General features: G+C 56.5%; 19 protein-coding genes, 1 tRNA gene and 1 pseudogene. 17 read left to right on the plus strand and 4 right to left on the minus strand.

All coding sequences use genetic code 11. From position 1 onward, the window contains the following. Window positions 1–226: 226 nt before the first annotated feature. Window positions 227–305 (minus strand) — tRNA-Ile (locus tag CR155_RS17070). 366 nt (window positions 306–671) lie between these two features. On the opposite strand from CR155_RS17070, the gene CR155_RS17075 reads away from it, so the two are divergent. The 3 genes from CR155_RS17075 to CR155_RS17085 all read left to right on the plus strand — a co-directional run bounded on the left by CR155_RS17075 (window position 672) and on the right by CR155_RS17085 (window position 3,315). Continuing rightward, the gene (locus CR155_RS17075) at window positions 672–1,295 is read left to right on the plus strand and encodes a SecDF P1 head subdomain-containing protein (protein WP_233214393.1); all 624 of its coding nucleotides are present in this window, start codon (window positions 672–674) and stop codon (window positions 1,293–1,295) included. A 105-nt stretch (window positions 1,296–1,400) separates the two neighbouring features. Beyond that, window positions 1,401–1,904 carry a hypothetical protein gene (locus CR155_RS17080; RefSeq protein WP_102071246.1) on the plus strand — a complete coding sequence of 168 codons (504 nt, stop codon included), beginning with the start codon at window positions 1,401–1,403 and terminating at the stop codon, window positions 1,902–1,904. A gap of 118 nt (window positions 1,905–2,022) precedes the next feature. Then, window positions 2,023–3,315 carry an aspartate carbamoyltransferase gene (locus tag CR155_RS17085; protein WP_102071247.1) on the plus strand — a complete coding sequence of 431 codons (1,293 nt, stop codon included), beginning with the start codon at window positions 2,023–2,025 and terminating at the stop codon, window positions 3,313–3,315. 64 nt (window positions 3,316–3,379) lie between these two features. Here the strand turns inward: CR155_RS17085 and CR155_RS17090 are convergent, their stop codons facing one another. Both CR155_RS17090 and CR155_RS17095 read right to left on the minus strand, forming a co-directional pair. After that, the gene (locus tag CR155_RS17090; protein ID WP_102071248.1) at window positions 3,380–4,276 is read right to left on the minus strand and encodes a recombination-associated protein RdgC; all 897 of its coding nucleotides are present in this window, start codon (window positions 4,274–4,276) and stop codon (window positions 3,380–3,382) included. Between the two features lie 529 nt (window positions 4,277–4,805). Then, a pseudogene (locus CR155_RS17095) lies at window positions 4,806–5,063 on the minus strand (response regulator); the annotation flags it as partial. A 197-nt stretch (window positions 5,064–5,260) separates the two neighbouring features. On the opposite strand from CR155_RS17095, the gene recA reads away from it, so the two are divergent. Together recA and recX are read left to right on the plus strand one after the other, a co-directional pair. Beyond that, the gene (recA, locus tag CR155_RS17100) at window positions 5,261–6,340 is read left to right on the plus strand and encodes a recombinase RecA (RefSeq protein WP_102071250.1); all 1,080 of its coding nucleotides are present in this window, start codon (window positions 5,261–5,263) and stop codon (window positions 6,338–6,340) included. A gap of 15 nt (window positions 6,341–6,355) precedes the next feature. Continuing rightward, window positions 6,356–6,862, plus strand: a complete 507-nt coding sequence (recX, locus tag CR155_RS17105; protein WP_102071251.1) for a recombination regulator RecX — start codon at window positions 6,356–6,358, stop codon at window positions 6,860–6,862. Window positions 6,863–6,923: 61 nt separating this feature from the next. Here recX and CR155_RS17110 read toward each other — a convergent pair whose 3' ends face one another. Beyond that, window positions 6,924–7,841, minus strand: coding sequence for a LysR family transcriptional regulator (locus CR155_RS17110; RefSeq protein WP_102071380.1), 918 nt, complete (start codon window positions 7,839–7,841; stop codon window positions 6,924–6,926). Between the two features lie 123 nt (window positions 7,842–7,964). Between CR155_RS17110 and metE the strand changes: the two genes are divergently transcribed. The 12 genes from metE (at window position 7,965) to CR155_RS17165 (ending at window position 20,098) form a co-directional block, all read left to right on the plus strand. Beyond that, the gene (gene metE, locus CR155_RS17115; protein ID WP_102071252.1) at window positions 7,965–10,259 is read left to right on the plus strand and encodes a 5-methyltetrahydropteroyltriglutamate--homocysteine S-methyltransferase; all 2,295 of its coding nucleotides are present in this window, start codon (window positions 7,965–7,967) and stop codon (window positions 10,257–10,259) included. A gap of 29 nt (window positions 10,260–10,288) precedes the next feature. Beyond that, window positions 10,289–10,870 (plus strand): DUF2889 domain-containing protein, encoded by a 582-nt coding sequence (locus tag CR155_RS17120; RefSeq protein WP_102071253.1) that lies wholly within the window; start codon window positions 10,289–10,291, stop codon window positions 10,868–10,870. 83 nt (window positions 10,871–10,953) lie between these two features. Next, on the plus strand, window positions 10,954–12,114 hold the full coding sequence (gene sucC / locus CR155_RS17125; protein ID WP_102071254.1) for an ADP-forming succinate--CoA ligase subunit beta: 1,161 nt from the start codon (window positions 10,954–10,956) through the stop codon (window positions 12,112–12,114). Between the two features lie 22 nt (window positions 12,115–12,136). After that, window positions 12,137–13,018 (plus strand): succinate--CoA ligase subunit alpha, encoded by an 882-nt coding sequence (gene sucD / locus CR155_RS17130; protein ID WP_102071255.1) that lies wholly within the window; start codon window positions 12,137–12,139, stop codon window positions 13,016–13,018. Between the two features lie 171 nt (window positions 13,019–13,189). Continuing rightward, complete coding sequence (locus CR155_RS17135; protein ID WP_102071256.1) at window positions 13,190–13,912, plus strand: TerC family protein; 723 nt, start codon at window positions 13,190–13,192, stop codon at window positions 13,910–13,912. Further along, window positions 13,899–14,027, plus strand: coding sequence for a hypothetical protein (locus CR155_RS21250; protein WP_255399279.1), 129 nt, complete (start codon window positions 13,899–13,901; stop codon window positions 14,025–14,027). Before CR155_RS17135 ends, CR155_RS21250 begins: the two co-directional genes overlap by 14 nt. A 3-nt stretch (window positions 14,028–14,030) precedes the next feature. Continuing rightward, entirely contained in the window at window positions 14,031–14,978 is a 948-nt protein-coding gene (hemC, locus tag CR155_RS17140; RefSeq protein WP_102071257.1) for a hydroxymethylbilane synthase, read from the plus strand. A gap of 32 nt (window positions 14,979–15,010) precedes the next feature. Continuing rightward, complete coding sequence (locus CR155_RS17145; RefSeq protein ID WP_102071258.1) at window positions 15,011–15,814, plus strand: uroporphyrinogen-III synthase; 804 nt, start codon at window positions 15,011–15,013, stop codon at window positions 15,812–15,814. Between the two features lie 28 nt (window positions 15,815–15,842). Next, a complete protein-coding gene (locus CR155_RS17150) occupies window positions 15,843–17,306 on the plus strand; it encodes a uroporphyrinogen-III C-methyltransferase (RefSeq protein ID WP_102071259.1) in 1,464 nt (487 codons plus the stop codon). A gap of 3 nt (window positions 17,307–17,309) precedes the next feature. Then, window positions 17,310–18,827, plus strand: a complete 1,518-nt coding sequence (locus CR155_RS17155) for a heme biosynthesis HemY N-terminal domain-containing protein (RefSeq protein ID WP_102071260.1) — start codon at window positions 17,310–17,312, stop codon at window positions 18,825–18,827. A 38-nt stretch (window positions 18,828–18,865) separates the two neighbouring features. Then, window positions 18,866–19,402, plus strand: a complete 537-nt coding sequence (ppa, locus tag CR155_RS17160; protein WP_102071261.1) for an inorganic diphosphatase — start codon at window positions 18,866–18,868, stop codon at window positions 19,400–19,402. Then, on the plus strand, window positions 19,403–20,098 hold the full coding sequence (locus tag CR155_RS17165; protein WP_102071262.1) for a fumarylacetoacetate hydrolase family protein: 696 nt from the start codon (window positions 19,403–19,405) through the stop codon (window positions 20,096–20,098). Window positions 20,099–20,156: the final 58 nt, after the last annotated feature.

Below are 20,156 nucleotides of genomic sequence, written 5' to 3' on the forward strand. Positions count from 1 at the left end.
CTCACGCCGTGCATATGGCTTCAGGAACTTTGAGAATTACCGCATGAGAGTCTTGGCTCAATGCGGTTGGAACGGTGTGATCAACCGTGTCTGATGAATGCCCATCCCCCGTTAATGGGGAAGAGCCGAAAGTGCGAAAACGCTCAACCCGTTGGCTACGTTGACACTTCGTTGACAGTGCCAAATAAAAGCGGGTTTCCAAATCCTTGGAAACCCGCATGAATACTGGTGCCCCCCCCGTGAGTCGAACACGGCACCAACGGATTATGAGTCCGCTGCTCTAACCAAGCATGAGCTAGAGGGGCGTATCGGTTGACCGCCTGGTTTTGCTACAGGCTTCGAATCGATAAGCCCGCAATTATTGCACAAACAGCTGTAGCGTGCTTAGCGTTTCGTCCTTGTATAAGAGCCAATCTGCGTAAGCCGACTTGGATGACGAACCACCGTGCCACACTGGAGACGCAACAATTCATGTCGCCATGCGCGACCAGGAGTCCGAACAATATTTTCTCGACTGCAAGCCGGCGCCAGGACCTTCAGTCCGGGTCGCCCATTTTATGCAATCGCTGCGGAAGCGATACCCCTGCTCACATATTGATGGGGATTGACTTAGTTTTACTCTCTCAGCTGTTAAACTTTTACTCTATCGAATAATCGTTGGGGGAAGTTTAATGAAAACTGTTCGTACGTTCGGCCGCTTTATTGCACCAGCCAGTCTTATATTCCTGGCCGCCTGCCAATCCGTACCCACCGACAAGACAGCAACGACTGCCGGTCAGTCGCCCGCCGTAACTGCGCCACAACCTGAATCCGTTCAACAGGCTCAGCAGCAAGGCGCCCCCGTCGCGGTATTCCTGGCCGATACCACCATGCAAAGTGGATGGACACCGGTTAACCTGCAGTCGGGTGCGCTTTACGTCAATCCTCAGCCTGTCATTACGCGTGCCGATCTGACTGGTATTCAAGCCGGTACGAACAAGCAGGGTGAAGGTCTGCTGGCGTTGGAACTGAACGAGGCAGGAAAAAAGAAAGTTGCCGACATTACCAGGCAAAATCCTAATAAGCGTCTCGCACTGGTAGTCGGGCGCACCATGATGGCCGCGCCAGGCTATAGCACTCCCGTCACTTCGGGCCAATTGGTATTTGTAGTGGGTACCGAAGAGAATGCTACGGCGGCAGCGCGTGCCATCGCAGGGCAGCCCGATAATGCCGCTGGAAGCAGCACTGGCACGGGCAGCACAAAACCCTCGTCGATGCCGGCCGGCGGCGCTTCCGGCAGCACTGGTACGCAGTAATCGCTACGTGCGCTCGTCGTATAAGCGTACAGCAACCATCGAATACACGGCACCCATGGCGGTGCCGTTTTTTATCCACGATCGCGCTCCATTTCGGCGGTATACATGAACAGCACTTCGAACGATCGACCGCCTACCGTTTCCGCCCTGACATCGTCGCTCGCGCTTGGCTTCAAATTTCTAGCATGGATCAACGGGCTCGGTGTGGTCGCAATGCTTTTCTTCGGCCTTGGTGTCATAGAGATCAATCTCGCACCGCAGTGGTTGAGGCTACCCCTGGGCGCTTTCCTTGGCGGCCTTGTCTTGTCGGCGCTGGGGCTGCTGTGGACGTATCCGGCACAGGCGAGTTTGATTAATCAGTCGATAACCGGGCGTGTGCGTCGATCGCATTGGATCCCGCTATCCTGCACCATGATTGCGTACACGCTAAGTCTACTTGCCTTTGTTGCCGGATGCTGGATTACGCTCGGGGTGGGTCACCTGGCTTACCTGAACGCGGAACAGACATTATCCATGCAAGATGAATATGGCGAACCTCTCGACCAATCGGCCGGCGAAGCCGATGTGCACACGAGTACGAGTAATAGAGCGATCCGATTCATCTATTGAGCTGCCCGGTTTGGCGCCATCTGTTGTTTTTTTAGTTTTTATAGTGAATCAGTGCTCGTCAATAGCATGTAGTCTAAATAAAATATACGCTTTGCGTATATAAATTCAGGATACTGTCATGACCGTTTCGCAGCAAGTGTTTCTTCGCGATTCAATGCGCCGCTTAAATCTGACCCGCGACGTTTTTGCCGCAAGGATTGGCGTCAAGCGCCGGGCGCTCGATACATGGCTGCTTCCGGAGGGGTCTCAGGAATTCCGTACGATGCCTGAGGTAGTATCCCGTTTTGTGACCGAGATCGTGCAGAATGAAGGTTTGCTACAAAAGTATGCGCAGAGCGCACAGTCGGGCCCGTTGCGTGATCGGATCGCTTACCACGGCAAGCATCAGTTACTGTCCGTAGACCAATTCACGCGTGAGTCGGTGGAGGATTTATTCCGTATTGCCGACCAGATGCAGCCTATCGCACGACGTCAAAAAGTGTCTCGCGTGCTGGAAGGCGCGGTTCTTGGGAATCTTTTCTTCGAAGCCAGTACTCGCACGAGGGTAAGCTTTGGCGCGGCGTTTTGCCGGCTAGGCGGTTCGGTGTGTGACACCACTGGATTCACCTTTTCCTCCATGGCCAAGGGCGAGTCCATCTACGACACAAGTCGCGTCATGAGCGGTTACGTCGACGCCATGGTGATACGGCATCCGGAAAAGGGTTCTGTTGCCGAGTTTGCACAGGCGACGAATATACCGGTGGTTAACGGCGGCGACGGCCCGGGAGAACATCCCAGCCAGGCCTTGCTGGATTTGTACACGATACTGACCGAATTCTCACGCTTGGGAAAATTGCTGGATGGTGCGCACATAGCGCTGGTTGGAGACCTGAAATATGGTCGTACCGTGCATTCACTAATCAAGCTGCTCGCGCTGTATCGCGGACTTAAATTCACACTTATCGCTCCGCGCGGGCTTGAGATGCCTGACTACTTGCTGGAAGAAACCGGCAAGCAAGGCCACACCATCGTTCAAAGCAGTTCTTTGGAAGAAGGGCTGGTTGGCGCCGACGTAATCTACGCTACCCGGGTGCAGAAAGAGCGTTTCGCGGCGGAAGAGATTGAAGGCTATACACCCGACTTTCAGGTGAACAAGGCGATTGTCGACAAGTGTTGCGGCCCCGATGTTATCGTCATGCATCCGCTGCCTCGCGACAGCCGCGAAGGCGCCCATGACCTGAGTGTGGACCTGAATCACGATACGCGCCTGGCCATTTTCAGGCAAACCGATAACGGCATACCGGTGCGCATGGCCATTTTTGCGGTGCTTCTGGGCGTGGAAGGCTTAGTGCAGCATTCGCTGCGTGACGTCACCTGGAGTCCGCCGTCGCATATCGGGCCGGACGACAGCATCTTGCACGATATGGATTGAGTGCTGGCAGTGATCGTATCCAGGCTTATACTTGTGGCCTGGATACCTCGTTCGAGTGTGACGTCTATTTTCGCTCGCCGCCCAGGGCTTCTACCAACTCCGTAACCATGCGGGATAATTCGCCAGTCATCAGGGTGAAGTCGGAATCGAATTGTTCGGCGTCATTGTGGGCGGAGCCGTCCTGGCCTTCCTTGAGAACATCCAAAGGATTGACCCGCTTGATGTCCAGGCCTTCGGTCAACGTGAACGATACCCGGTCGGCCCAGGTCAGGGCCAGGCGCGTACATTGTTTGCCGGCCTGGACATGCTTGCGCACATCGTCGATTTCGATGCTCTGACGCACATAGCGGATGGCGGAACCATTTTCGTTGGTGGACTTGAGTTCCGTGTCTTGGTCTATGCTGAACCCGGATGGCGGTTCATCGGTGATCAGCCAGTTAGTCATTGCCGCCGCAGGTGATTGTTCTACAAATAGCGGAGCGATCGGGAATGATTCAATTGCTTTTGCCAGCATGCCAAGCACCTCGTCGCTTTTGGCTGCCGCTGCCGCATCGATGACCAGCCAGTGATTGCGGGTGTCCATCCAGACCCGCGTGTCGCGGTAGATGCTGAAAGCCTTGGGAAGCAGTTCGACAGTTACTTGCTCCTTGATGTCTTTCATCTGTTTGCGGCCGGGTTTGAAACCCTGTTGTTCTTCGATATCTTGCGCTTTGGCCTTTGCCACCTGGTTGATAACGGTGGATGGCAACAATTTCTTTTCGGCACGTAGGCTGAGCAGAAATTGTCCGTTCACTTCATGGACCAACCCACTATTTTCGCTGGGCCGTACCCAACCCAAACTTTGCATTTCCTGGCTGCCGCCAGGCTTGAAGGCCTGTTTCTCAATGGCTGCTTCCAGCGTATCCGCGGTGCAGGACCATGAGGGGGACAGACGGAATATCCTGAGATTCTTGAACCACATGTTTTTGATGTCTTCTCGAGTTGCGGCCGAGGCAGGTTCGCGTCAGTCGCGAGCGTCGGCCTGTAAAGAGTAACGAGCGACGATTGTAAGCCGTTTTTGCCGGTGCATTATTTTGGGGACGCAAAGGTGGTAGGTCAGGAAACGTTACAAAAAAATGGCCCGAAGTGCCGTAGCACCGGGCCATTGGAGAGCACACCTGATGTTGCGCTGATAAAAATTGCGGGGCGCGCAACATAGGCGACAGAAAGGATTTCCCGTGTCGTCGAACCGGGGGATCAGACGCCCGACAACAGACGTTGAACTCCTTTCCATCCGCTAAATTGTAGACCTCTAGGCTGACACAGTGCTGAATCGAAACGCCGTCGAACAAAAAGACCGCGGCCGTCGTAAATGCTGACGGTGGCGGCGACCACAGCAAATGCCACGGGCGGCAGGAACCCCCAAACCGGCCGTTTCAGATAGGCAGGAACGCGTCATGGACGCATAATGGATACGCGCGTCTTTGTCGCTCATATCCGGGCCCTCCACATCTGTTCAAAGTATCGGACGCAGGTAAAATGAGAAACGGCAGCGGAGTATGGCGTTGACGCAGCTGACGTAGAATCGCCAGGCCTGACATGACCGGTGAATCGGGATCGGAGGTCAGCAGGTCGAAGCTTTGCAGTTGCAAAGCGGAATCAGCACTTGAGCCATCTGCCACTACATTTACAGCATAACCGTCGTAGCGTAGGGAACGCGAAAGTCCGTCCGCAAGAATACTGTCGTCTTCGGCGATTAAAATGCGCATGTCAATGGGGCTGCAGCTTGATGTGGAAAGGTGTTCTTAGTTTGACATGCGTCATTGGGGACGGATAGTCAGGGATTACGATCGGTCGGGCTGGATATCTGTTTATTTATACAGTACAATTTGATGCAATAATTCCTATCGCTTCAATTGCCGCGTTACTACGCTTTCAACCATTCGCTTCAAGTCAAGGATCCTACATGGACGACAAAAACAGCAAAGCCGCGACCGATCGCGCCAAAGCACTCTCTGCCGCCTTATCCCAAATCGAAAAGCAATTCGGCAAGGGTTCGGTAATGCGCTATGGCGACGACAAAGTGGAACACGACATACTGGTTTGCTCCACAGGTTCCCTTGGCCTGGATATCGCTCTGGGTGTTGGCGGCTTGCCACGCGGTCGCGTCATTGAAGTCTACGGTCCGGAATCCTCGGGTAAAACTACCCTTACGCTGCAAGTCATTGCCGAAATGCAAAAAATCGGAGGCACTTGCGCATTTATTGATGCCGAACATGCACTCGATGTCCAGTACGCCTCCAAATTGGGCGTAAATCTGAACGATTTGCTCATCTCCCAGCCCGATACCGGCGAGCAAGCTCTGGAAATCACCGACGCCCTCGTACGCTCGGGCTCGGTCGACCTCATCGTCATCGACTCGGTCGCCGCGCTGGTGCCCAAGGCCGAAATCGAAGGCGATATGGGCGATTCCCTGCCAGGCTTGCAGGCCCGCCTCATGAGCCAGGCCTTGCGCAAATTGACCGCCAACATCAAGCGCGCCAACTGCATGGTTATCTTTATTAACCAGATTCGTATGAAAATAGGTGTCATGTTCGGCAATCCCGAAACAACCACCGGCGGTAACGCACTGAAGTTCTACGCATCAGTCCGGCTCGACATCCGCCGCATCGGCGCCATCAAGAAGGGCGACGAGGTCGTCGGCAACGAAACCCGTGTCAAGGTGGTCAAGAACAAGGTCGCACCGCCGTTCAAGCAGGCTGAATTCGACATCATGTACGGTGCAGGAATCTCGCGCGAGGGCGAAATCATCGACCTTGGCGTACAGGCGGGCATTGTAGACAAGGCTGGTGCATGGTTCAGCTATAACGGAACGCGCATAGGGCAGGGTAAGGACAACGTGCGCGAATACCTCAAAGAGCACCCCGATATGGCGTTCGAAATCGAAAACCGGGTGCGCGAGCAATCCGGTGTCATCGCGCAGGCGGCTTCCACCGTAGCCAAAGCCGTAGCGCCGCTGGCACCCGAAGAAGATCCTGTCGACTAATCCTCAAGGCCAGTCATGCGCTCTGACGACGATTTCGAAACACTGTCTCACGCAGTTGCGGAAACCGCCAGGGTCAAAAAAAAGGGGCCTAGTCTTAAAGCACGTGCGATTGCCATACTTTCAAGGCGCGAGAACTCGCGTCTTGAATTGCAGCGTAAACTCGCTCCGCACGCCGAAAGCCCTCAGGAACTCGATCAGTTATTAAACGACCTTGAACGCGAGAACTGGCTTTCTAATCAGCGTTTTGCACACAACCTGGTCCATAGGCGGGCACCTACCAAAGGTACCGGGCTTATTGTCCAGGAACTTCGCCAGCATGGTCTGGCCGATGAAACCGTCTCAGATCTTCAACTGCAGTTGCGCCACACTGAAGTCGATCGTGCTCGAAGCGTCTGGGAAAAGAAATTCGGACAAGCTCCCGAAGATGCCAAGGCATACGCCAGGCAGTTTCGCTTTCTGGCCTCGCGCGGTTTTTCTCCCGAATGCCTGCGTCGTATCCTGGGTGACCTGCCCGATCAGTAATTGATGCATCGTCAGCCGCCAGGCCCGTTGTTGGCGCGGTCGAACCTGTGCCGTCTACTGATCAACGCACGGCTTTTATTCCAGTCAATGTCTTGAAACAGGTGTCGCGCGCTTGGGCGAGGAAGGCTTGAAGATAGTCGGCCTGCATATCCTCGCTGCGCAATGCCGCATACAAGGTGCGCCAGACCCCTTTTTCTCCCAGGCGACACACGCGCAGCCATGGCTGTGATAAATATTCGGTGAGTGCCCAATTGGGCAGGGCGGCTACGCCTCGTTGACTCGCGACCAGTTGGGCAATTACGGGGGTAAGTTCGGCCTTGCGGATGGCAGTTGGCTCCACGCCAGCAGGGTCAAGAAACACCGTAAACACATCCAGGCGTTGTCGCTCAACCGGGTAAGTAATCAATACCTGATCGGAGAGCTGATGGGGCTCTATGTATTTATGGTTCGACAAAGGGTTGCCCGCCGCCACGGCCAATACCAGTTCGTAACTGAAGAGCGGAACGTACTCCACCGCCTCGGTATCTTGGGGATCGGAAGTGATAACGACATCCAGGTCGCCACGCAGCAATGCCGGCAGCGGGGCGAACGAAAATGCCGCCGACAGGTCCAGCGCGACATCCGGCCAGTCTTGCCGGAATGCGTCCAGGGCGGGCATGAGCCATTGAAAACACGAGTGGCAATCGATAGCAAGGTGGAGCCGGCCGGTACGTCCGGCAGCCAGTCGCTGCAGCTCGCGCTCGGTATTCTTCACACGAGGCAATACTTCATCGGCCAGGGCAAGAATACGCAATGCCGCCGTCGTGAGTCGCGCCGGCCGCGTGCGGCGGTTCAGCAACGGAGTCTTCAGACGAACTTCGAGGTCGCGAAGTTGGTGCGAAAGGGCGGACTGGGTGACATGGAGGCGTTCGGCGGCATCTTGCAGGCTACCGGAATCGCGGATAGCGCTGAGTGTTTCCATATGGCGTATTTCAAGCAGCATGACGGTTTGCCTTAGTATGAGATCTATTCATGTTAAGTATGGTGTATTTGATTTTGATTCATTGCGTTGCGGGAGCACAATGAACGACTTGATAAATTCCTCATATTGTAAAGAATTAACATGACAATTACTCATAATCTAGGTTTTCCCCGTATCGGGGTCCAGCGCGAACTCAAGAAGGCGCTTGAAGCCTATTGGTCCGGCACACGAACCGCGCAGGATCTCGAGGGCACTGGTCGGGATTTGCGTGCGCGCCACTGGAAACTGCAGGCCGCATCAGGACTGGATTTCGTGCCCGTCGGCGACTTTGCCTGGTATGACCATGTACTAGAGTGGACCACCTTGCTGGGCGCGGTTCCTGCACGCTTCGCCCAGTCAGATCATGAAGACGTGGCGCTGGACACCTTGTTCAGAATGGCGCGCGGGCGCGCGCCCACAGGCACCCCGGCTGCCGCCTGCGAAATGACCAAATGGTTCGACACTAATTATCATTACCTCGTGCCCGAACTTGTGCCGAATCAGACTTACCGCATCGCCCGCCGTTATTTGTTCGATCAGATCGAAGAGGCGCAGGCACTGGGATACCGTGCGAAGCCGGTGATTCCAGGGCCGCTGACCTGGTTGTGGCTCGGCAAAGGCGACGCATTTCCCCACGGCCCGAACGACCCCGCCAAGCTGGAACTGTTGAATAACCTGGTGCCCGTCTACCGGCAGGTACTGGAACAAATCAAGGCATTGGGCGTGGAATGGGTGCAGATTGACGAGCCCATCCTCGGTCTGGACTTGTCGCCGGCATGGAGAGCAGCGTTCAAGGGCGTATACGATGAACTTGAGCACGCAGGCATCCCTATATTGCTTGCCACGTATTTTGAACATTTGCAGGATAATGTCGATGTCCTTGATGGCTTGCCGGTGCAGGGCGTGCATATCGATCTGGTGCGGGCACCGAATCAGCTCAACGACGTTCTGGCTGTGATAAGCGACGAGCAAGTGTTGTCGTTGGGCGTGATCGATGGCCGGAATGTCTGGCGGACTGACCTGGACAAGGCGCGTGCGCTCGTGGAAACACTGGCCGTCCGCCGAGGCGATCGACTGTGGCTGGCGCCATCGTGCTCATTGCTGCATGTGCCAGTCGATCTTGATGCCGAAAACGAGCTCGATGCCGAACTGCGCGGCTGGCTATCGTTTGCAACACAGAAGCTCGATGAATTGGCGTGGCTCGCCGATTCGTTATCGTTGGCCCCCTCTGTCGCGACGCAAGATGCATTGCAGCGTCAACGCCTTGCTTTGAAGGCCAGGCAGGACTCAGGTCGCATCCGTAACAGTGTTACGCAGAAAGCGCTGGCCGCCTCGAACTCCCTGGATCGCAATCGGACACCATTCGTACAGCGTATTCGGCGACAGCAGGACAAGTTGGGTTTGCCGGCCTACCCGACCACCACCATAGGCTCGTTTCCCCAGACACCTGAAATCCGGGTGTCGCGTCGGGACTGGAAAAGCGGTGCATTGAGTGACTCGGCCTATCAGACGGCGATGCGCAAGGAAATCGAGCACGTCATACGATTCCAGGAGAGGATAGGACTGGACGTGCTGGTGCATGGCGAGGCGGAGCGTAACGACATGGTGGAATATTTCGGCGAGCTGTTGGGCGGATTCGCGTTCACGCAGAGCGGCTGGGTTCAGAGTTACGGTTCGCGTTGCGTAAAGCCGCCGATTATTTATGGCGATATCGCCCGGCCTGCACCCATGACCGTGGCTTGGTCAGCCTATGCGCAATCGCTTACCGAAAAGCCGGTGAAAGGCATGTTGACGGGACCGGTGACCATCCTGCAATGGTCATTCGTGCGCGATGACCAGCCGCGTGAGGAAACGTGCCGTCAGTTGGCGCTGGCCTTGCGCCAGGAAGTGATCGACCTGGAAGCGGCAGGTATTGCCGTCATTCAGATTGACGAGCCCGCTTTTCGCGAGGGCCTGCCATTGCGCCGAGCCGACTGGAATCGCTATTTGGATTGGGCCGTCGATTGTTTCCGTCTGTCGACCAGTGGTGTCAGGGAAGAAACACAAATACACACGCATATGTGCTATTCGGAATTCAATGACATCATCGAAGCGATTGCCGCCATGGACGCGGACGTCATCACCATCGAGACCTCGCGCTCCAATATGGAGCTATTGGCGGCATTCGAAGACTTCCAGTATCCCAACGATATAGGACCCGGGGTTTACGATATCCACTCACCCAATGTGCCTGATATCCAATGGATGATCGCCCTTATGCAAAAGGCTGCGAAACGATTGCAGCCCCAGCGATTATGGGTCAACCCCGACTGCGGCCTGAAAACCCGCGGCTGGGCTGAGACGGAGGCGGCTTTGGTCAAGATGGTCGGAGCCGCCCGGGCACTGCGCTATACTTAGAGGGTTTACCGCTATATTCTTTTTTGTAGATGCCCCTACCTCCTTCCAAAATTGCCCGCGAACCTTTGCACACGCGTTCCATACGCGTGAATTCGTTTGCCCGGGAGGACGGCCAGTGGGATCTCGAAGCCGAACTCATCGACGTCAAGGCTTACGATTTCCCACTAAGGGACGGCGCCACAATACACAGCGCCGGCGACCCTATCCATCACATGCACCTTCGCGTCACGATTGACGACCAGTTCCAGGTCACGGACGCTGTCGCCGATTATGACGCCGCCCCATACAACGAGAACTGCAGTGCCATTGCGCCTGACTACCGCTCGCTGGTGGGAATGAATCTGCTGCGTAACTTCCGCCAGATGGTCAAAGACCGTTTTGGCCGAACGGCAGGTTGCAGCCACATGACGGAACTCTCGTATCTCCTGCCCACGGTCGCGATTCAAACCATGGCCAATAAGCGGCGTCAAGAGCAGTCGGCGCCGGGCAAGCAACAGAAGCGTCCGTTCCAGCTGGAAGGTTGCCATGCCCTGAGGCTGGATGGTCCGATTGCAAAAGAGTTTTATCCCCAGTGGTATAAATCCCCGAAAGTCGAGACAAAGTGCGAATAGGCATATCCCATAGGGCGGCTAAGTACCACGCCCACTGGCGCACGCGTTCTTTTTCCAATTCTTTACGTTCTGACAGGTAATAAATGAAAATTCACGAGTATCAAGGCAAGGAACTGCTGAGGAAGTTTGGCGTTACCGTCCCCCGCGGAATTCCAGCTTTCTCCGTCGAAGAAGCCGTCGCTGCAGCCGAGAAGCTGGGCGGACCCGTATGGGTGGTGAAGGCGCAGATTCATGCAGGTGGCCGTGGGAAGGGCGGCGGTGTGAAGCTGGGGCGTTCCATTGACGAAGTTCGCCAATTGGCTTCCGAAATCCTGGGCATGCAGCTGATTACACACCAGACCGGGCCCGAAGGTCAAAAGGTGGGACGTCTTCTTATTGAAGAAGGCGCCGACATCAAGAAAGAATATTACGTTGGAATTGTCACCGATCGCGGCACGCAACGCGTTTGCGTGATGGCTTCGAGCGAAGGCGGGATGGACGTCGAGGAAGTCGCTGAAAAGACACCCGAGAAAATCCTGAAGGTATTCGTCGATCCCAAGACCGGGCTCACCGACAAAGAAGCGGCGGACCTGGCGCGCGGCATTGGCGTACCCGAAGGGTCTGTGGAAAAGGCGGCCGTTGAATTCCAGAAGCTTTACAAAGCCTACTGGGACACAGATGCGTCGCTCGCAGAAATCAATCCGCTGATTCTTACCAACTCCGGCGATATTATCGCACTGGACGCAAAGTTCAACTTTGACTCCAACGCCTTGTACCGTCATCCCGAAATCGTCGAGTACCGCGATCTGGCCGAGGAAGACCCTGCTGAAATCGAAGCCAGCAAGTTCGATCTGGCCTATATCCAGCTCGACGGCAACATCGGCTGCCTGGTCAATGGCGCAGGCCTCGCCATGGCGACCATGGATACGATCAAGCTGTTCGGCGGCGAGCCCGCCAACTTCCTGGACGTGGGCGGTGGTGCAACGGCCGAGAAAGTGACCGAAGCATTCAAGATCATGCTCAAGAACGAAGGTGTCAAGGCTATTCTGGTGAACATTTTCGGCGGCATCATGCGTTGCGATGTCATTGCCGAAGGCGTCATCGCCGCTTGCAAGGCCGTTAATCTTAGCGTGCCTCTGGTGGTGCGCATGAAGGGCACCAATGAAGAGCTAGGCAAGAAATTGCTGGCCGAGTCGGGCCTGCCTATTATCAGCGCTGATACCATGGCCGAAGCCGCGACTAAAGTCGTAGCCGCCGCGAAATAAGAATACTGCCGAGGATCTGTAAATGTCGATTTTGATCAACAAAGACACTAAAGTCATTACCCAAGGAATTACCGGCAAGACCGGTCAGTTCCATACCCACATGTGCCGCGAGTACGCCAACGGTAAGGCGGCGTTCGTAGCAGGCGTGCATCCCAAGAAGGCCGGCGAGAACTTCGAAGGTGTGCCCATTTTCGGTTCCGTCAAAGATGCCAAGGCCGCAACCGGCGCCACGGTGTCGGTCATCTACGTTCCGCCGGCCGGTGCTGCAGCCGCTATCTGGGAAGCGGTCGACGCCGACCTGGACCTCGTCATCTGCATCACCGAAGGCATCCCCGTACGCGACATGCTTGAGCTGCGCAATCGCATGCGCGACCAGAACAAGACTGCCCTTGTGCTAGGACCCAATTGTCCCGGTCTCATCACGCCCGACGAACTGAAGATCGGTATCATGCCCGGTCATATTTCCCGCAAGGGCCGTATTGGCGTAGTCAGTCGTTCAGGCACGCTGACCTATGAAGCCGTCGCACAATTGACCGAGCTGGGGCTGGGCCAATCCACCGCCGTGGGTATTGGTGGCGATCCAATCAACGGTCTGAAGCATATTGATATCCTCAAATTGTTCAACGACGATCCCGACACGGATGCCGTCGTCATGATCGGCGAGATCGGCGGACCTGATGAAGTCAATGCGGCCGAATGGGCTAAAGACAACATGACCAAGCCGGTTGTAGGTTTTATTGCTGGCGTCACCGCTCCTGCAGGCAAACGCATGGGCCACGCCGGCGCGCTGATTTCCGGTGGAGCCGATACGGCTGATGCCAAGCTCGAAATCATGGAAGCTTGCGGTATCCGCACTACGCGCGATCCTTCGGAAATGGGCAAATTGCTCAAATCCGTGCTGTAGAAGTATCTGCCGGTAGAAAGGCTCGTGCTGCTTTCACAGTTAGCGCGGGCTTTTTTTTTGGACAAGTACAAGCAGCTTTCAAAGCTGATTTACAATGGCTCGTTATGTTTTGCCTCGGTACAGACTTAGCCGGGGCTTTTTATCGCTTTTCAAGATCACACAGGAATACACATGCTAGAGTTTATCGACACGCTGCATTGGGGTGCGCTTTTTCAGATTGTAATGATCGATATATTGTTAGGGGGCGACAATGCCGTGGTCATAGCGCTGGCGTGTCGCAATCTGGGTCCCAAGCAACGTGTCCAGGGCATTCTCTGGGGAACGGCCGGCGCCATCATCCTGCGCATCGTGCTGATTGCCTTCGCGCTCACATTGCTGGCAATTCCATTCCTCAAGATCGTGGGTGGCCTGCTATTGCTGTGGATCGGTATCAAGCTGCTGGTTCCAGAGGAAGGACATCACGAAAATATCAAGGCCAACGCTTCAATCTGGGCAGCAGTCAAGACCATCATCATTGCCGACTTTGTCATGAGTCTGGATAACGTCATCGCCATCGCCGGCGCGGCACAAAACACCATTCCTGATCACCAGTTGGGCTATGTGATCTTCGGTCTGCTGGTCAGCGTGCCCATCATCATCTGGGGCAGCACGATTGTCCTCAAGCTTATCGACCGTTTTCCTTTGGTGGTCACACTGGGCGCGGCCTTGCTGGGTTGGATTGCCGGCGGCATGATCGTCACCGACATTTTCATTCAAGATCAATGGGGCGGTGTGCTTCCCGGTACAATCAAGCTGGCGGCCGAAGTCATTGGCGCCGTGCTTGTGGTGCTCATCGGTAAATGGATCGCCAGCCGCAAAGGCGCTCCCAAGGAAAATGTAAATGGGTCTGTTTAAATCTTCCGGGCGCAAGAAGCCCGATGAATCTGGCTTGAGCCTGCTTCAAGGATTATTCATCCTGGCGATTATCGGCATTATCCTGACCATCGTATTCACACAGTTGGCAGGCTAAGGCATGGTTCCTGTCCCCGCTACGCTGGTCATCGCGACGCGCGCCAGCCGGCTGGCCTTATGGCAAGCCGAACACGTGCGCGATCGTTTGCAGGCTGTTTATCCAGAGTGCCAGGTCACATTGCTGACCATGACCACCCGTGGAGACCAGATCCTCGATCGCACACTATCAAAAATCGGCGGAAAAGGTCTGTTCGTCAAAGAGCTGGAAACTGCTCTGCTCGACGGCCGCGCCGACCTGGCTGTTCATTCCCTGAAAGATGTCCCGGTCGACATGCAGAGCCCCTTCGCCCTGCCTGTCATACTCGAACGCGACGATCCCCGCGATGCGTTCGTTTCCAACGACTACGATACCCTGGACAGCATGCCGCCCGGTGCCGTTGTAGGCACTTCCAGCCTGCGCCGGGAATCGCAAATCCGCCAGCAGTTTCCTCAGCTCAAGATACAGGCGCTGCGAGGCAACCTTGATACGCGCCTGGGCAAACTCGATCGCGGCGACTACGCGGCCATCATCTTGGCTGCCGTGGGCCTGAAGCGGCTTGGGCTCGAATCTCGTATTCGAAGCTGTTTGCCGGTCGAGCAAAGTTTGCCCGCCGCGGGCCAGGGTGCGTTAGGTATTGAAATCCTCGAAAATCGGGATGACATGCGTCTTTGGCTGGCGCCATTGGCCTGCCCGGATACGACAGCGTGCGCGCTGGCCGAGCGGACGGTGTCGCGCGTTCTGGGCGGGTCGTGCCAGGTACCGCTGGCAGCCTTCGCCAGACTGGACGGCGGTGTGCTGCACCTCGATGCGTTGGTTGCCGAACCTGACGGCTCGCACATTGTACGGTCCCATGTCCACGGCCCGATCGCATCAGCAGTGCAGCTGGGCGAGCAAGCCGCCCAGGAACTTATGCAAAAAGGTGCACAAGAAATCCTGTCCCGACTCTTGTCTGCGGACACGGCCTCCTGATACGTGGCGGCCTTTTTCCGGCTCAAGCTATCATGACAGTCAACGTTGTATTGACACGGCCGGACGGCAGGAACCAGGCACTGACGGCACGGTCGCTGGCCGCCGGATGGCGGCCGCTCTCGCTCCCCGCCCTGATGATCCGCCCGTTGCTGCAACGGGGCGACCGCGTACCGGATCCCGGCGACTATGATCTGGTTATGTTCGTAAGCCGCAATGCGGCCAGGCTTTATCTCGATCTGCTGGCTGACCAATCCGCCGGCCAGGCCTGGCCGCGGCGGACACTAGCCGCTACCGTCGGCAGATCCAGCGCACAACCTCTTTACGATTCCCTCGGTATCCCGAATGCACAGATCGTGCACCCCGATCTCGACAGCGAAAGCCACGACTCGGAAGCGTTATGGCGTTGTCTGGGAACCCGACTCTCCACGATCCGCAAAGTATTGATCGTAAGAGGCGAGTCGGGACGGCTATGGTTCGGCGAGCAATGCGAACGCGTTGGCATCAAGGTCGATCGATTGGCTTTGTACCGCCGTGAACCGGCTTTGTGGAATGCCGGCCAGGCTGCCGAATTGTCCCAAGCGCTTGTGATACCGGAATCATGTGTATTCCTGTTGACCAGCAGTGAAAGCGTTGACGCCATACATGCCAATATGTGTCGTTTGGGCCTGGAGACCGCATGGCGCAAATCCTGTTTCGTAGCGATACATGAACGCATCGCCAGCCGATTACAATCCGTGCTTGGTGGTACTGGCAATGACGAACCGCCGGTGGTAAAAGTATGCTCACCGAGTGACGACTCGATATTTCTGGCCATCGGCCAGATGGCGTCGCGTTAAGAAATACTCCAAGGATTACAATCTGGCCATGACTGATAAAAAACCCGAGATCCCGCAAGCAGCCCAGGCCTCCACTTCAAGCGCTTCGGCTACCCCTGGTCCAGCCACCACTGCCTCGGCCAAAAAGGCATCGCCCGTTAAAAGGTCCCGCCCTTTCCTTTTGCCGGCATTCATCATCCTGTTGATCATTGCCGTGGCGCTCGGTGCCGCCTTTTGGTATCAGCAGAAGCAGTTCCGCCTTTCCTCCGCAGATCTGGCCGCGCAAGTGGAACGCAGCACCAGCATGGCCGGCCAGGCCGCTGGGCAGGCGCAGCAAGCTCTGTCCATGCTGCAGGAGCAGACCTCGCAGCTCGATACCCTGCGTAGCTCGCTCGAGGAATCGCGTGAACAGGTCGAAAGCCTGGAGCAGGCGTTCCGCACGCTTACCGACAGCGGCTCCGACCTGGTCCTGATCAACGATATCGACCACCTGCTTACTATCGCTCAACAGCAGCTGCAGTTGAGCGGGAACGTTGCAAACGCCGTCATCTCTCTTGAAACCGCACAAGCACAATTGGCGAGGGCCAATCGGCCCGGACTGGCTTCGTTGCTGCAAACCATCAATGGCGACCTCGATCGCCTGCGTGCCGCCTCAACCGTGGATGTTGCGCTGTTGTCCACCCAGCTCGATGAACTGAGTGCACTCGTCAGCGAAGCACCATTGCTCGTCCCCGATGACGCGTCGCCCGATGTGGTTGGCGCGGAAAAAGCGGATGCGCCGCAGGCTTCGGCCAACAGCGGTGGCAATGTTGACTCCAATGCACCGTGGTGGCAAAAATCGCTGGCCACGCTAGAGGACTGGTCGCGCAACGCGTGGACGTCAGTGCGCCAGGATCTCGGTCAATTCATCGCCGTGCGGAGGGTGGATGATCCTGTCGCTCTGTTGATGTCGCCGGATCAGGCAACACGCTTTCGTGAGAATCTGCGCTTGCGCATCATGACGGCGCAATTGGCACTTATGATGCGCCAGCCGAAAGTGTGGGAATCCGAAACCGATGCGCTGGTCAAGGCCATTGAAAGCCGCTACGATCCAAAATCGCAGTCCGCGCGGCAAGCCCTCAAATTGGCGCGTCAGATGGCCGATACGTCCATCGAGCTGAAGCTTCCCACCGTCACTAATAGTCTGCAGGCCGTGCAGACACTTCGGGACGCCAGTGCTAAATCGGCTCGGGACGGTGCCATACCGTCTGCTGATGAAACCGCCGTGCCGGTCGCTCCAGAAGAAGCTGGAACCGACCAGCCGTCGATCAAGCCCGAGGCACAGTCGGCGCCCGAGCCTACGGAAGCGCCAGGAACAGGGTCGGCGCCGGATTCCTCTGTCGCGCCTCAGTCGCCAGAGCCGGCAGCACCGGCCGCGCCGGCAACACCCGAATCCTCTGGTGCGCAGAGCCAACCCGCCGTTCCTGCTCTTGCACAGCCTGCCGCGGCGGTAATTAGTCGGCTTCGGGGGTAAGCAATGAGAACCTGGTTCTGGACTCTGCTCGTATTCGTGGCTGCCGTAGCGCTGGCCTTACTCTTGCGTGACCATAGCGGCAACGTACTGATCATTGCGCAACCGTGGCGCATCGAATTGTCGCTCACGCTCGCGGTCCTGCTTATATTGGCCGCTTTCATCATTCTGTATGTGCTGCTTCGGGTAATGGCGTGGATCTCCGGCGGCCCGGAGCGCTTTCGTTCGTGGCGAAGTCTGCGAGCCGAGAATCGCGATCACGAGTTGCTCGAAAATGGCTGGATCAATGTGCTGGAAGGCCGCTACACCGAGGCGGAAAAAGAACTCTCAAAGGTGCTCGGCCGCACGCGGTCCAGCAACCGCAAGGTATTGGCTGGGCTGGCGTCCGCACGAGCCTCGCATCACCTTGGCGAATTCACGCGCCGTGACCAGGCGCTGGCGCTTGCCAACGAGGCGGCGGGCACCGACGCCCGCTTACGTGAAGCGGCCGCTACCGTGGCCGCCGAAATGTACCTGGACCAGAATCGTCCTCAAGACGCCCTGGTGTTGTTGCAGCCCTTGCAGGACGCCAGTTCGCGTTATTTTCACGCGACGCGCCTGCTATTGCGCGCACACCGGCAATTGCGCAACCACGACCGGGTCTACGAGCTTACGCGCCTGCTGTTGCGTCGCGGTGTCATCGATAAGGCCGAAGCGACCCAGCTTATCGAAACATCGGCCGCAGCGCGCCTGCATGCCGGTGGCGCGGAGGGGTTCAAATCCATCTGGAGCGATCTGAAAGCCGAAGAACGCGTCCTGCCGGACATAGCGCTGGCGGGGGCCGCCATTCAAGCGGCGCAGGCGAACCATGACGAAGCCTCGAAAATTCTCGAGGCGGCCATCAACGTCAAGCTGGATGCCCGCGTGCTCAGCGCATACTCGCAGTGCCCGCCTGAGCATGTCGCGCGCCGTTTGAGCAAGGCCGAGGTCTGGCTTAAATCGCATCCAAATGATTCCGCATTGCTCGCCGCGCTCGGCAACTTGTGCCTTACCGGCGAACTGTGGGGGCAGGGCGAGCATTACCTGCTGCGCAGCATGAAGATCCGCAGCGATATGCGCATCCACGCATTGTTGGGAAATCTGTACGATCGCCTGGGACGCCCGGCCGATGCCATGAACCACTGGCGCCTGGCATCCAGTGTGGCAGGGGTGCTGCCTATGTTGCCAATCAATCGCGCATTGCCGGCCGCCGATACGCGTGGCGACCCGATGCTCATTGATGTCGAAAGTCTGCCCGAAACAACCATGGCGCGCCATGCCGAGGCGCCCCAGGCAGCGAGTGCGGCCGATTTCATGGACGAGGACATAAGCGGGCCTCAGCCCGTGTTGACTGGCCCGTCGGCCAGCGTGCGTCCTTCGGTTCCAGTTGATCGTAGGCCGGAAACTGATTCGGACCTGGACGAGTATTTCGACAGTGCGCCTATTCCGGGTGTCGATCTTTCGCAGACTTCCGACCGTCCACGGCGGGGCCCCGAAAGATATTGATCTTTATTTACTTTTAAATAGCTGAGGTTGAACGAATAATGAGCCTAGATCGAGTACCCGCCGGCAGCAACCTGCCAGATGAATTCAATGTCATTGTCGAGATCCCCATGAATGCGGACCCGGTCAAATATGAAGTCGATAAAGAATCCGGCGCTGTGTTCGTCGACAGATTCATGCTGACTGCCATGCATTACCCGTGCAACTATGGCTATATCCCGCAGACCATCTCTGATGATGGCGACCCGGTCGATGTGCTGGTGCTTGCTCCGTTCCCAATCCAGATCGGCGCTGTCATACGCTGTCGCTCCATTGGCGTATTGATCATGGATGACGAGGCCGGTGGCGACGCAAAAGTCCTGGCTGTCCCGGTCGATAAACTGTATCCTCCGTACCGAAATATCCATAAACCGGAAGATCTTCCTCAAGAGGATCTCGCCCGTATTCAACACTTTTTTGAACACTACAAAGATCTCGAAAAAGGGAAGTGGGTCAAGGTGAAAGGCTGGGAAGGTCCAGAGTCCGCGTTAAAAGAAATTCGTGATGGCGTCAAACGCTACAGCAAAGGTGGCAATTAAATGAACACAGTCATTCCAGTACATCCCGTCGCAGCTATTCCTGTATTTGGATCGGACGCTGTCTTTCCCGTCAGGCGTGTGTATTGTGTCGGTCGCAACTATGCCGAGCACGCCAAGGAAATGGGCTTTACCGGCCGCGAAGAACCATTTTTCTTCAACAAGCCGGCCGATGCGCTGCTGACAATTGCAGACGGCCAGACAGGCACCATGTCGTATCCGCCGAAAACATCCAACCTGCATTACGAGATCGAGCTGGTGGTGGCGCTGGGCAAGGGCGGCCGCGACCTGACCACAGAGCAGGCGGCGGAATGCGTGTGGGGCTATGCCATAGGCCTGGACATGACACGACGTGATCTTCAGGGCGAAGCCAAGAAGCAGGGCCGTCCATGGGAAGTAGGCAAGGCGTTCGACCAGTCGGCGCCTATAGGTCCATTGCATGCACGGGATCAGGTGGGTACGCTGGACACCGGTGCAATTTCGCTTAGCGTGAACGGCACGGTCAAACAGACCAGCGACTTGTCGCAAATGATCTGGAACATTGCCGAATCCATTTCTTATCTTTCCGGCCTGTTCGAATTGAAAGCCGGCGACATCATCTTCACTGGCACCCCTGAAGGCGTGGGTCCCGTCGTGGCCGGTGATACGCTGGTGGGCTCGGTTGCCGGCCTGGGCGAATTGCGCGTAAAAATTGCCTGATTCGTTCCGGCGTCAAGCACGTTTTCATTAAGAATATTTATAGCAGAAGGGGAAAATC

It is taken from the genome of Pollutimonas nitritireducens (genome assembly GCF_002849615.1).
GTDB lineage: Bacteria > Pseudomonadota > Gammaproteobacteria > Burkholderiales > Burkholderiaceae_B > Pollutimonas > Pollutimonas nitritireducens.

Bases quoted from the DNA above. Each gene is read 5' to 3' on its own strand.
- CR155_RS17075 (WP_233214393.1), top strand. From the start codon at position 672: ATGAAAACTGTTCGTACGTTCGGCCGCTTTATTGCACCAGCCAGTCTT.
- CR155_RS17080 (WP_102071246.1), top strand. From the start codon at position 1,401: ATGAACAGCACTTCGAACGATCGACCGCCTACCGTTTCCGCCCTGACA.
- CR155_RS17085 (WP_102071247.1), top strand. From the start codon at position 2,023: ATGACCGTTTCGCAGCAAGTGTTTCTTCGCGATTCAATGCGCCGCTTA.
- CR155_RS17090 (WP_102071248.1), bottom strand. From the start codon at position 4,276: ATGTGGTTCAAGAATCTCAGGATATTCCGTCTGTCCCCCTCATGGTCC.
- recA (WP_102071250.1), top strand. From the start codon at position 5,261: ATGGACGACAAAAACAGCAAAGCCGCGACCGATCGCGCCAAAGCACTC.
- recX (WP_102071251.1), top strand. From the start codon at position 6,356: ATGCGCTCTGACGACGATTTCGAAACACTGTCTCACGCAGTTGCGGAA.
- metE (WP_102071252.1), top strand. From the start codon at position 7,965: ATGACAATTACTCATAATCTAGGTTTTCCCCGTATCGGGGTCCAGCGC.
- CR155_RS17120 (WP_102071253.1), top strand. From the start codon at position 10,289: ATGCCCCTACCTCCTTCCAAAATTGCCCGCGAACCTTTGCACACGCGT.
- sucC (WP_102071254.1), top strand. From the start codon at position 10,954: ATGAAAATTCACGAGTATCAAGGCAAGGAACTGCTGAGGAAGTTTGGC.
- sucD (WP_102071255.1), top strand. From the start codon at position 12,137: ATGTCGATTTTGATCAACAAAGACACTAAAGTCATTACCCAAGGAATT.
- CR155_RS17135 (WP_102071256.1), top strand. From the start codon at position 13,190: ATGCTAGAGTTTATCGACACGCTGCATTGGGGTGCGCTTTTTCAGATT.
- CR155_RS21250 (WP_255399279.1), top strand. From the start codon at position 13,899: ATGGGTCTGTTTAAATCTTCCGGGCGCAAGAAGCCCGATGAATCTGGC.
- hemC (WP_102071257.1), top strand. From the start codon at position 14,031: ATGGTTCCTGTCCCCGCTACGCTGGTCATCGCGACGCGCGCCAGCCGG.
- CR155_RS17145 (WP_102071258.1), top strand. From the start codon at position 15,011: ATGACAGTCAACGTTGTATTGACACGGCCGGACGGCAGGAACCAGGCA.
- CR155_RS17150 (WP_102071259.1), top strand. From the start codon at position 15,843: ATGACTGATAAAAAACCCGAGATCCCGCAAGCAGCCCAGGCCTCCACT.
- CR155_RS17155 (WP_102071260.1), top strand. From the start codon at position 17,310: ATGAGAACCTGGTTCTGGACTCTGCTCGTATTCGTGGCTGCCGTAGCG.
- ppa (WP_102071261.1), top strand. From the start codon at position 18,866: ATGAGCCTAGATCGAGTACCCGCCGGCAGCAACCTGCCAGATGAATTC.
- CR155_RS17165 (WP_102071262.1), top strand. From the start codon at position 19,403: ATGAACACAGTCATTCCAGTACATCCCGTCGCAGCTATTCCTGTATTT.